Origin of the sequence: Fodinibius salipaludis (genome assembly GCF_002287075.1) — a bacterium.
Lineage (GTDB): Bacteria > Bacteroidota > Rhodothermia > Balneolales > Balneolaceae > Fodinibius > Fodinibius salipaludis.
On sequence record NZ_NSKE01000004.1, the window covers coordinates 254,007 to 265,387 of the forward strand.

Consider the following 11,381-nt stretch of genomic DNA (forward strand, 5'->3'; position numbering starts at 1 on the left):
AAACAATTTCAGGCTTTAGTAGCATGTCATATTATAGACAAAAGAGTCTTTTATTTTAATAATGAGGCTAACAAGAAAAGTATTAAAGCGCAATATTTAATTAGTACCTATTGATTTTAAAACGTCCATCCCCCCCTCACTCGCTCCCATTTTCCCGGGAGTCTATTCTCCCAATAGTTACTCAAAACCAATACTAATAAATTTCATAGACCAGATTACGGAGCTGATATCAACACAATATCTTCAGCTACCAAACCTTTATCATTTTCAACAAGATCGAATTCAAAGATAAGATCGCGGCTGGGTAAAAAATCCGTGTCGAAGTTATCTTCGAATTGAGAGATATGTGCAAAAACCGTACTGTAGGGAGATTCCTCAAAGCGGGAATCGGTGATCCATAGATTTTCTCCTATATCTGTTAGAAAACGCAGAAAACCATAGCCGTCCTCATGAGAGAAATCATAGCAAACTCCCCGCACCTTGGAGCCCGTTTCTCCCCAGCCGTAGGGCGACTCTATCGGCAGAAGACCCGGAATAAGGTAACCGGAAATATAAACATCGGTCTCTTTTTTGAGATTGGCCGACATATCATCGAAACCGATTAGCTCAACACGCGTACCCTTCCGCTGAACAGCATCAACCACACTAACATAACTTCCATTATTTGTCAACAGCACCACTTTATCCAAGTTATCCGCCTGTGTTATAATATCTACTGCCATATCCATATCGACCGTAGATTTCGTTATCGTCTCTTGGGTTTCCTCATCCCTATAATACTGTACAGGCTTTTTTATAACTTTGTACTCAAAATCACGAAGTACTTCACTAAAACGAGTGGTTTTATTTCTATAGTCTTGATCTTCTTCGGCTCGTTGCTCATCAAAAGCCAGATATACATTCATTCGAGATGGAGACATCCCATCACGACATGCAAACTTGCGCAGAACATCGTACCGAAGACCAAAACCGCCGTTCATAGTTACATTTACCGCGTCAACATAGATACCAACTTTGCCCTTCATAATAATATCACCAAATAGTTTTAGGAATTATTTGATCAATAATTTTCAAGCAAGGCAGGAAATCCCATTTAATAATTAAAAAAGACTATACGGGAAAATGGTCTATCTTTTCTTTAAATAATTTGGTAATGCTAACAAGACCATTCCTGCACTCCCTATAATTAACATAAGGAAGCGACTTGTCCATTCCGACTCCATCCATCCTATTGCATAAGGCAGGGCATATAATGAAAGGGCGGCAATCAGCATCATCAGAAATGTGCGCACCAGTTGATAGTTGACGGGATATACTTGTACACTTTTGTAATAGAGCATCATCGCCATGGAAGCATAGCTCAGGAAGGTGGCATAAGCCGATCCCATCATTCCAAAATGAGGAATCAGCAAAAGGTTGGCGACTACGGTTATCCCTGCTCCGATAAGCGTAATAACGGGCAGGATTTTTGTTTCTTCTTCGATAAAAATACCGGCCGAAAAGTTCATATACCAACCCTGAAACCAGTAAGCTCCCAATAACACCGGCACAATGCTAAGGCCTGACCAGTATTGTTCGCCCACCAAATAGACATCGAGCCCCGGTACTTTTATCTGGACGATATGCTGGGCAAACAGGGCCACTACCAAAAAGCATATTCCGGCAACTACGTTAAAGTATCTAAACACATCACGGTAAAGCTCCGGAGCATCGGGATCATCAGATTCACGCAAAAAGAAGGGTTGCCACGCCATCCGAAACATCTGAACCAATAACAGCATGAATACCGACAATTTATAACAGGCACTATAAATCCCCACTACATCATCGGATGTCATATCAGGGCTATATAGCTCGGCTACCGTAGATTGCGACAGGTAATTACCCAAGAAAAAACGGTCCAGCGTTTCATTTATGGCATAACCAAGTCCCGCAGGAACGAAGGGTAATCCAAACCTAAGGGCTTTGCGGAATACGGGTGTATCCCAATTTCCCGAAAGCATAGGGGCTGTGGCAATCCAGAGCGCAATTGCTGTTAAGCCCGAAGCTATAAGACTCGCAAAAAATACTGATTCAATACCCCACCCAAGTCCGAGTATTAAGTAAAACTGTAGTCCGACATTCACCAAAATATTGCCGGTTTTAAAAATAGCAAACAACCACTGGCGGCGGACTAATCGAAGTTCAGCAAAAGGTACCAATACCATCGTATCAAACCAGAGGATACCCAGCATCATCCAGTACAGGTTTTCGCTTCCGGTAGATTCCAGGCTCATCGCCGGCATTAGTACGGGAGCAAGAAAAACGAGTAATACAACCAGCACGGTAGAAAGTGCTCCCAATCCCATCTGCAGAGTTTTGAACACATTTTTGGCTTGGTCACGATCTTTGGCATAACGGAGATAGGCCGATTCCATCCCAAACGTAAACACTACATTCAGGAACGCAAGGCCGGCATACACTAAACTTATTACTCCATACTCCGACGTGGGGAAAACATCGGTATGCAGCGGTACCAACAGGTAGCCAATAAAACGAGCCAGCACACTGCTGATCCCGTAGACAAGCGTATCAGAAAGTAATTCTCGTAACTTTTTCAATGGATACTATTATTTCATAACTCTATTACAGATCCTGAAACGAGTTCAGGATGACACCCTGTTAAAATTTATCACTTTAGATTTTTCGCTTTTGCTCGATATGATATTCACCTATTTATTTAACCAGCTTTTCAAGAGCATGTACCCCAAGCAGATAGCTTTGTTTCCCAAATCCGGTAATAATGCCATCAGCCACTGCTCCTGTTAGCGTGTGCTCCCGAAATTCTTCGCGGGCATGGATATTTGACAGGTGCACTTCTACAATGGGGATATCAATTAAATCCAACGCATCACGAATAGCAACAGAAGTATGTGAAAACCCTCCGAAGTTAACAATGACTCCATCAAAATCACTTTCCATAAACGACTGAATAGCCTCTACCAGCTCCCCCTCCAGGTTACTCTGAAAAAAGGTCATTTCATGCTCCGGAAAAGAATCGATAAGCAACTGCTCAATATCTTCCAGCGTGTCGGTGCCGTACTGCTCGGGATCACGCTTACCCAGCATATTCAAATTGGGGCCGTTAAGAACTGATATTTTCATAGCGATACCTCAGCTGCTATATTCTCTTTCAGCTCAATCATTCGTTCATCGGTAACCGACACATTGTGTCCCAGCGCCATCACCTGATTCTCTTTATATAAGGGGATCAAATGCACATGGGCATGCGGCACTTCCAACCCCTGAACAATAACGCCGGTCCGCAGCGGATTCAAAGCTTTATCAATTGCTTTCGCAATATGCCGGGATACCGCCATGGTGCTTTGCATTAGCTCATCCGACAGATCAAAAAAGTAGTCAACCTCCTTTTTAGTAACCACCAGAGTGTGTCCCTCGGCAATGGGATTAATATCCAAAAAAGCGATATGACTATCGGTTTCAGCTACTTTGTGACACGGAATTTCACCATCAATAATTTTCGTAAAAATCGTAGACATAATTTACGGGTTAGTGGTTAGCAATTACTGGAAGCTTGTTATTACTCCTTCAATTATCAAATTCTTAATTCGTAATTCCTAATTCGTAATCCGATACTCCATTTTTGACTCATCCACTTCGATTACTCCTTCATCAATTCCCCAATCCAGGTAACCCAGCACTTCTGACAAAACAAGAAACAGGGCACCCTTTTGTATAGCATCTTCAAAAATATGATACGACAAATCCAATAACGTCATAGGCTCCTCACGCAACAACTGCTTAATTTTCTGATATCGTTTTTGGTGTTCGCCAAGGTGATGGTCAGCAACGGATGTAGTTTCTTCTATTATTTCTCCATGACCGGGGAGCACCAGCCCTCCCTGCTCGCGGATCCATTCCAGCGATTCACGATACTGCAATAAGCTTCTGTTCCGTTGATCTGTTTCTGAATCAAAATTAATTAAGGCATTGGTGCTGATATGCCCAAGCAATAGATCGCCACCAAAAATTATTCCCTTGTCACTTATATATGATATATGACCGGGAGCATGGCCAGGCGTATGTACAACTTCGAACGAAAGGTCTCCGCTATTAAGCAGCTCGCCATCTTGAACCCATTCAGGTTCAATAGCTAACTGAAATTGTTGCAGCCAATCCAGCTGATTCACCATATTCTGAATATGATCTTCAGGGATACTATGTTTTTGGAAAAAGGCTTCAAATAAGTCGGCATCATTATTACCTCCAAAGTTCGATCTCTCAAGAGGATGTCCGAATACCGTTGCTCCCGCACGATCAGCAAGCCGGGCTGCCTGTCCGTAGTGATCAGGGTGCCCGTGCGTTAGCCAGATCTCATCAATGTTCTCAATTGATAAGCCCTGTTTTTTTAAATGATACCGAACACACTCAAAGGCTTCATCAGTATATTGACCAGTATCGACCAGTACGTTTTTTTCGTCCTTTACCAGGTAACTAAAAACATCGCCCACGGCAAATGGAGTGGGAATTTTAATAGGATAAATGGAATATTTTTTTAAGATATCGGGGCGTAACACACTTATTGATTTAAATTTCAAAATACGTTGAAGGTACCATTTTTTTACCGAAATCGACCAATTTACTCTGCCTTTATTCCAAATTTCAAAGAAATAAAATTTTACTCGTTTTTTCCTTGAAATTAGTTAGTCGAAATCCGTATATTTGGAATCTGTTTTTGACCCGAGAGTCGGTAGCTCAGTTGGTAGAGCAACGCCCTTTTAAGGCGTGGGTCGTGGGTTCGATCCCCTCCCGACTCACAATATGTAAAGAAACTCTCTCTAAGCCTCTGCTGGTTGATAGCCTCAGAGGCTTTTTTTGTATATTCCAGAGTAAAAAAGTAAGACGGTTAAAGAATCTTGGAATTTAAATACCGTTAACTTTCGTTGAATGTGATACATATTTATCCCAACTTTAGTTGATTTCATTTAATTCGTTTTTATGGCCGAGAATAAGAAGAAGCAAAACCCGAACAAAAACGATCAAAAAAAGAATAAAGGACTTAAAGGCCCCGGCGGCAAGCATCAGTATACCTTTTACTGGATTGTCTTAGCAGCACTGTTTGGCTTTTGGCTATTCAGTTCGCAAAGCGGTGGACTCTTTGGTGGACCTCCCACTATTGATTACAGCGAGTTTCGTAATCAAATCACCTCCGGCAATGTCGAGAAGGTTGTTATTCAAGGTGAACAGGTCACCGGAGATCTTAAAGAAGCAACACGTCTCAAAGCCGCCGAAAACGACACTACCCACTACCAAAGTTTCAATACGTATCTTCCTTCTTTTGGGGATGATAAATTAATGAGCATGCTCGAGGAACAGGAGGTTAAGGTAGAAACACGTCCCAAAAGTGACTTCAACTGGTGGACGGTACTGCTCTGGGGATTGCCTCTTATTTTCCTCATCATGATCGGCTTCCAATTCTTCCGACAAATGCGCATGCAGGGACAGAATATGTTCAAGATCGGGGAAAGCAAAGCAAAACTGCAGGATGCCGAAACGGTCAACACAACATTTGATGATGTGGCCGGACTTGAAGGAGCTAAAACGGAACTTCAGGAAGTTGTCAGCTTCCTGAAAGATCCTGAACAATTTGATTCGTTAGGTGGAGAACTCCCTCGCGGCCTATTGATGGTAGGCCCTCCCGGTACCGGTAAAACATTACTTGCACGGGCAGTGGCCGGCGAAGCGGGCGTACCATTTTTTACGATTACCGGTTCTGACTTTATGGAGATGTTTGTCGGTGTTGGTGCCAAGCGTGTTCGCGACATGTTCAACAAAGCCAAAGAAAAAGAACCGGCAATCATCTTTATTGATGAAATTGATTCCATCGGTCGTAAACGTGGTGCCGGACTCGGCGGCGGCCATGACGAGCGAGAGCAGACACTTAACCAATTACTCTCCGAACTCGACGGATTTGAGAAGAATGAAGGCGTAGTAGTAATGGCCGCAACCAACCGTCCCGATATTTTAGATAAAGCATTGCTGCGCCCCGGCCGTTTTGACCGACAGATTACCGTACATCTGCCCACACAGGAACACCGCGAGCAAATTCTGGAAATCCACTCTCAAAACAAGAAAATTTCGGATGATGTAGATATGGAAGAAATTGCCCGTTCAACCCCGGGCTTCAGTGGTGCTGATCTCCAAAACTTACTCAATGAAGCTGCGCTTATTGCTGCCCGATACAAACGGAAAGCCATAGAACAGCAAGATATTGATCAAGCTCGTGATAAAGTGATGATGGGACTGAAACGTGAAGGCATCAGACTTACTGACCATGAGAAAAAACTGTTAGCCTACCACGAAGCCGGCCATGCTATTGTAGCGGCGGTATTACCTAATACCGATCCCATCCACAAGGTAACCGTAATTCCACGGGGTCAGGCTATGGGTGTGACTATGCAGATGCCGGATAAAGAAAAGTATTTGTATGAGAAGAAATACATGCTCGATCGTATGGCTGTGATGATGGGCGGACGTGCTGCAGAAAATCTTATTTTTGATACTGCTACCAGCGGTGCCGAAAATGATCTCAAGCAGATACGAAAACTGGCACGTAAGATGGTGCTCGACTGGGGTATGAGCGATAAATTTAATAACATCGCTTTCGGAAGCCAGCGTGAACAAGTTTTCTTGGGTGAGCAGATGGGTAGTTCCAAGGAGTACAGTGAGAATACCGCCCGTGAAGTAGATGAAGAGGTCCTCAGAATACTCAAAGAGGCGTATGATCGTGCCATGACCGCTATTACAGAACATCGGGGTATCTTAGACAAACTGGCCGATGAACTTATTGAACATGAAGAAGTATCCGGCAAAAAAGTGATGGAATGGCTAAATGGATCAGCAGAAAAAGAAGAAACGGCTGAGACCGAAGAAAGTGATCAAGAGAAAGCAAAAAATGAAACTAAGTTAAAAGAGAACGAGGAACCTGCTGACGAAGAGGAATAACTGATATATTCTTCCTGACTATGGAAATCTGTATGAATGTATTCAGTATTCATTTATGGAATAGCCATCACACGCTGCAAGTATCATGGTACTTTTAAGTAAAAAGCACCTAATATAATGACTGATTATAAAATTATCTTTGAGAGCGGAGTAACTGAAGAAATTACAGTCGGCAGCATTGAGTTAAACGATGTCTTGGATAAAGTTGAGGTGAAAGACGATGAGGGCAAAGAGATGGAACAGGTATATCTCAACTTCGAAGACATTTCTGCTATAATTCCACAATCGTAAATCTACTACTAATTTCACAATCTAAGAAAGACCTTAGCCCCCCTCCTATAGGTTTTTATCCCATCTTTTTGTAAAGTTAATGCTATGAGGGGCTTATCTATTTTTAAATATTTAAAAAAATATGCTAAAAGCGTTTAAAGAGTTTGCCGTCAAAGGAAATGTGGTAGACATGGCTGTGGGTATCATCATCGGGGCAGCTTTTACCAGCGTAGTTCAGTCTCTTGTTAAAGATGTGTTAATGCCTGCGCTGGGTCTGCTGATGGGAGGAGTCGATTTTTCGGAATTTTTTATTGTTCTCAAGGAAGGGAGTATTCCGCCTCCATATACTACCGTATCTGCCGCCCAGAAAGTAGGTGCTGTAACCCTCAATTACGGTCTATTTATAAACACTGCCATCAGCTTTCTCATTGTATCCTTTGCCGTATTTATGTTAATACGTTACATCAACAAGCTAAAGCGGCCGGAGGAAACTCCCGAACCAGTGGCCCCATCTATTAAAAAGTGTGACTACTGCTTTTCTGATATTTCTGTAAAAGCCACGCGTTGCCCACATTGTACCTCGGAATTGGAGGATAGTATTTAAAATTTCATTTTTAAAACCTTCGGAATTGAAAGATCTATCTGGTTATGCAGTATCCAAATTAAGTAGAATTCTTTTACACAAACACGGCAACGATTAGCGTATATAATACAGCGCCTATTCCCGCAGCCGTAAGAGCCAATGGGATCTGTGTTTTTACGTGATCCATCAAATCACTGCCGGTTGCCAATGACGAAAGGATGGTTGTATCAGAAATAGGTGAACACTGATCCCCAAACACACTGCCACCCACGACCGCTCCAAAGCAAAGTGTTATAAAGAATGGATCAGGCAATATAGCCCAGGCCAGCGGCATCGCCACGGGAAAGACTACGGCGTAGGTTCCAAAAGAAGTCCCTGCCGCAAAAGCAATTAACATACATAATCCCATTAAGATGGCAGGCAAAAACGTGGGAGCAATGGAATCACCCACTAACGCCACAACGTACTCAGCAGTACCTACTGATTCGGCAACCTCTTTCAGCGTCACTGCTAAGGCCAGGACAATGGCACCAATAGTTACCCCTTTACAACCATCAATAAAACCATCCATCACAGTTTTTAACTCCATGCCTTTCGCCAAGGCAATAAACATCCCAGCTAACACAGCCAAGACAAATGCTTCGGCAATCAATAACATAGGATCTTCCTTATTACCCATGATATAGAAAGTTGTGATATAGGGAATAATTGCTACCCCAAGCAGCGTACCGATGGGACCAAAGAAATCTATCAACCCAGAATTATAATTTTCCGGAATATCCATCTCTGTCAGTTCTTTCGAAGACATCGGCTCAGAACCATCCCGATCCAGTTTTCCGGTTTCACGAGATCGCTTAATGGCTTCACGCATTTTTTTGCTCGGAATCCATGGAAGCAGCTCCCAGGCAAAAAGCAGGGTCATCAACAGAGCCAAAATACCATAAAAATTGAATGGAATAGCCTGAAAAAAGAATGCCACAGCATCTTGTGTAGTTTCGAAAAGTGGTATCGTTCCCACTACCAACCCTCCGATATAGAGCGGCCAAACATTAAAGGGTATTACCGTAGCGGCCGGCGATGCCGTCGAATCTACCATATAAGAACTTTCCTCGTGCGAAACCCCCTGCTCATCCGAAATGGGTCGAACAGTTGCTCCGGTCAATACGGTACTTATGGTTCCGCCCTGATGAAAAACCAACCCCATCATCCAGGTAAAAAACTTGGCGGATCTTGGTCCGTGCACAACCTTGTTCGCCGCCCATTCTGCAAATCGTTCTGCGCCGCCGGTGCGCGTCCAAATACCAATCAAGCCACCGAGCGACCAAAGATAGACCAACAAAATGAGCGCAAAGTCTTCGGTTCCAATCGACGGTATCAGGTAGGCATCTACAATATTAATATTTCCGGAGATAAAACCTCCTAACACAATACCAACAAACAATGAGCTCACCACCTCTTGGGTCCAAAAGGCCAAGACAATTGCTATAAGCGGTGGTAATACCGACCAAATCCCATAATGGTCATCATATTGCGGAAGCTCTCCGGCAAAAATAACCCCCAATGCGATTATAATAACAGCGATAACAATGTTAATCCGATTGCCCTTGGATAGCTGTGCAAGCATTGAACTGTTTGTATCTGTCATCCTCTGTGTGATTGATATTCAAAAGGTCACCGCAATCTGTATAAAAGCCGTCATCAAATCAAATGACTTATTCTCGTAATAAATCATCATTTTACTATATTAGGCCTCAATATATTAGGCGAAAAGATTTGGGACTTATGAGCTACTCCGATTTCGGCTTTATAGAATATCTCCGCAGCATCCTGGCCATTGCTACATTTTTTCTGATCTTTCTGCTTTTTACCCCAATTATTCTATTTCTTTTATTTATCTCTTTTGGCAAAGCCTCAAACTTTGTTGTTGAAAAGATTGCCCCCATTATGGTACATCCCGTAATGTGGGTCAGCGGTATCTCCTTCAACGTTAAGATGCATACCGATGAACTTGCGAGTCCTGCTGTTTTTATTATCAACCACAGTTCTACTTTGGATGTACTTACCCTTTTGGCGCTGGGATTACCCAAAGTCCGTTTTGTTGCCAAATGGGAATTTCAGTACAATCCCATCTTTCTGATTTTAGGGCGACTTACCGGACAAATTTTTATCAAGCGTGGAAAAACCGAAAAAGCAATCCAAACGCTTAAGAAAACACACCGACGAATTAAACGCGATGAGCTTTCGGTAATGATGGCTCCCGAGGGATCACGCAAACATCCGGGCATCATCGGTCCGTTTAAAAAAGGTCCCTTTCGGATGGCGATGGATTTGGACTACCCCATCGTACCTATCTATTTTGAAGGAAATCGTGACCTCAGCAAAGGTGGAACTATGATCACCAAATCAGGTGAAGTTACTGCCCATATCCACGAAGCTATTGATATTTCTGACTGGACGGTAGATAACTTACCAGACCATATCAAAGAAGTACGGAATCGGTATTTAAATTGGGCCGGGGTTGAGGAGGATGATGTAAGACCAATTTCGTGAAACTTAAATTTCGGTAGTAGAATTCTCTCAAAACGTTAAAATTGGAACGAGATGAGACATAGACTAAGAAAAACTCACAGTTAATGAGTCAAAATCAGGTATCAAATTCACGGTTTTAACAAAGGGCCTTGAATTGTGTAATGACGTCAAAGGATACGTTTGTGGATTTTGTACTGGTGGCCAATATATTGCTGAACCTTCAATACAAAAGACCATCAAAATCCATGTATCCTGCTGACGGAATTGATCTCACAATTCATCGCCTTGATTTTTTAGTACCTTTTGTATCAAGACAAAAGGTACACCTCAATAGTATCCAAGATATTTCATGAAATTACGTGCAATCAATCTCCCTAAATCCCATTTCTCCAAAAGGGACTTTTAGAAATCTTAACGTAGATAATAAATCTTAATGAGTATCCTTAACATCGAAATAAAAGCCCACTGTGATCAGCCCGATCGTATCCGTACAATACTTAATGAGTACAATGCCGATTTCAAAGGCACCGATCACCAAGTTGATACCTATTTTGACGTGCCCGAGGGGAGGCTAAAATTGCGCCAAGGTACCATCGAGAATAATCTCATCTTTTATAAACGGGACAACCAATCCGGTCCCAAAGCCTCAACCATAAACTTAGTACCTGCCAAACATCCCGAAAAATTGCACGCGCTCTTGGATAATGCTATGGGAGTCAAAGTCGTAGTAGATAAAGAGCGCGAAATCTATTTCATCGACAATGTAAAATTCCATATCGATCAGGTGAAAGAGCTTGGCAGTTTCGTAGAGATTGAAGCTATCGATGAAGATGGTACAATTGGAGAAGAGAAGCTCCGCCAACAGTGCCAAAAATACCTTACCCTATTTGACATTTCGGATGATCAACTTATCTCCCATTCCTATTCAGATATGATCCTGTAAAAATAATCTCACTTCTTCATCGATAACATTTTCTTTTCTACCCCTCAGTTG

At 42.5% G+C, this 11,381-nt stretch carries 11 protein-coding genes and 1 tRNA gene; 6 read left to right on the top strand and 6 right to left on the bottom strand.

What is annotated here, in order from left to right:
* Positions 1–215: 215 nt before the first annotated feature.
* The 5 genes from CK503_RS07045 to CK503_RS07065 form a co-directional block, all read right to left on the bottom strand.
* Complete coding sequence (locus CK503_RS07045) at positions 216–1,025, bottom strand: LabA-like NYN domain-containing protein (protein WP_095606087.1); 810 nt, start codon at positions 1,023–1,025, stop codon at positions 216–218.
* A gap of 102 nt (positions 1,026–1,127) precedes the next feature.
* Positions 1,128–2,600: a lipopolysaccharide biosynthesis protein gene (locus CK503_RS07050; protein WP_095606088.1), complete on the bottom strand. Its 1,473-nt coding sequence runs from the start codon at positions 2,598–2,600 to the stop codon at positions 1,128–1,130.
* Between the two features lie 115 nt (positions 2,601–2,715).
* Entirely contained in the window at positions 2,716–3,144 is a 429-nt protein-coding gene (gene aroQ / locus CK503_RS07055; RefSeq protein WP_095606089.1) for a type II 3-dehydroquinate dehydratase, read from the bottom strand.
* Positions 3,141–3,539, bottom strand: coding sequence for an HIT family protein (locus CK503_RS07060; protein ID WP_095606090.1), 399 nt, complete (start codon positions 3,537–3,539; stop codon positions 3,141–3,143). Before CK503_RS07060 ends, aroQ begins: the two co-directional genes overlap by 4 nt.
* A 78-nt stretch (positions 3,540–3,617) precedes the next feature.
* Positions 3,618–4,598, bottom strand: coding sequence for an MBL fold metallo-hydrolase (locus CK503_RS07065; protein ID WP_176466240.1), 981 nt, complete (start codon positions 4,596–4,598; stop codon positions 3,618–3,620).
* A 146-nt stretch (positions 4,599–4,744) separates the two neighbouring features.
* Between CK503_RS07065 and CK503_RS07070 the strand changes: the two genes are divergently transcribed.
* The 4 genes from CK503_RS07070 (at position 4,745) to mscL (ending at position 7,879) form a co-directional block, all read left to right on the top strand.
* A tRNA-Lys gene (locus CK503_RS07070) sits at positions 4,745–4,817 on the top strand.
* A 181-nt stretch (positions 4,818–4,998) separates the two neighbouring features.
* The gene (gene ftsH, locus CK503_RS07075; RefSeq protein WP_095606092.1) at positions 4,999–7,005 is read left to right on the top strand and encodes an ATP-dependent zinc metalloprotease FtsH; all 2,007 of its coding nucleotides are present in this window, start codon (positions 4,999–5,001) and stop codon (positions 7,003–7,005) included.
* Between the two features lie 117 nt (positions 7,006–7,122).
* Positions 7,123–7,296 (top strand): hypothetical protein, encoded by a 174-nt coding sequence (locus tag CK503_RS16090; RefSeq protein ID WP_176466241.1) that lies wholly within the window; start codon positions 7,123–7,125, stop codon positions 7,294–7,296.
* A gap of 121 nt (positions 7,297–7,417) precedes the next feature.
* Positions 7,418–7,879 carry a large-conductance mechanosensitive channel protein MscL gene (gene mscL / locus CK503_RS07080; RefSeq protein WP_095606093.1) on the top strand — a complete coding sequence of 154 codons (462 nt, stop codon included), beginning with the start codon at positions 7,418–7,420 and terminating at the stop codon, positions 7,877–7,879.
* Positions 7,880–7,952: 73 nt separating this feature from the next.
* Here the strand turns inward: mscL and CK503_RS07085 are convergent, their stop codons facing one another.
* Positions 7,953–9,503 (bottom strand): Na+/H+ antiporter NhaC family protein, encoded by a 1,551-nt coding sequence (locus CK503_RS07085; RefSeq protein WP_095606094.1) that lies wholly within the window; start codon positions 9,501–9,503, stop codon positions 7,953–7,955.
* Between the two features lie 137 nt (positions 9,504–9,640).
* On the opposite strand from CK503_RS07085, the gene CK503_RS07090 reads away from it, so the two are divergent.
* Together CK503_RS07090 and CK503_RS07100 are read left to right on the top strand one after the other, a co-directional pair.
* Positions 9,641–10,408 (top strand): lysophospholipid acyltransferase family protein, encoded by a 768-nt coding sequence (locus CK503_RS07090; RefSeq protein ID WP_095606095.1) that lies wholly within the window; start codon positions 9,641–9,643, stop codon positions 10,406–10,408.
* Between the two features lie 412 nt (positions 10,409–10,820).
* Positions 10,821–11,330 (top strand): class IV adenylate cyclase, encoded by a 510-nt coding sequence (locus CK503_RS07100; protein WP_095606097.1) that lies wholly within the window; start codon positions 10,821–10,823, stop codon positions 11,328–11,330.
* Positions 11,331–11,381: the final 51 nt, after the last annotated feature.

Excerpts from the sequence above, each read along its gene's own strand:
- CK503_RS16090 (WP_176466241.1), top strand. The coding sequence starts at position 7,123 with ATGACTGATTATAAAATTATCTTTGAGAGCGGAGTAACTGAAGAAATT.
- aroQ (WP_095606089.1), bottom strand. The coding sequence starts at position 3,144 with ATGAAAATATCAGTTCTTAACGGCCCCAATTTGAATATGCTGGGTAAG.
- CK503_RS07100 (WP_095606097.1), top strand. The coding sequence starts at position 10,821 with ATGAGTATCCTTAACATCGAAATAAAAGCCCACTGTGATCAGCCCGAT.
- CK503_RS07085 (WP_095606094.1), bottom strand. The coding sequence starts at position 9,503 with ATGACAGATACAAACAGTTCAATGCTTGCACAGCTATCCAAGGGCAAT.
- mscL (WP_095606093.1), top strand. The coding sequence starts at position 7,418 with ATGCTAAAAGCGTTTAAAGAGTTTGCCGTCAAAGGAAATGTGGTAGAC.
- ftsH (WP_095606092.1), top strand. The coding sequence starts at position 4,999 with ATGGCCGAGAATAAGAAGAAGCAAAACCCGAACAAAAACGATCAAAAA.
- CK503_RS07045 (WP_095606087.1), bottom strand. The coding sequence starts at position 1,025 with ATGAAGGGCAAAGTTGGTATCTATGTTGACGCGGTAAATGTAACTATG.
- CK503_RS07060 (WP_095606090.1), bottom strand. The coding sequence starts at position 3,539 with ATGTCTACGATTTTTACGAAAATTATTGATGGTGAAATTCCGTGTCAC.
- CK503_RS07090 (WP_095606095.1), top strand. The coding sequence starts at position 9,641 with ATGAGCTACTCCGATTTCGGCTTTATAGAATATCTCCGCAGCATCCTG.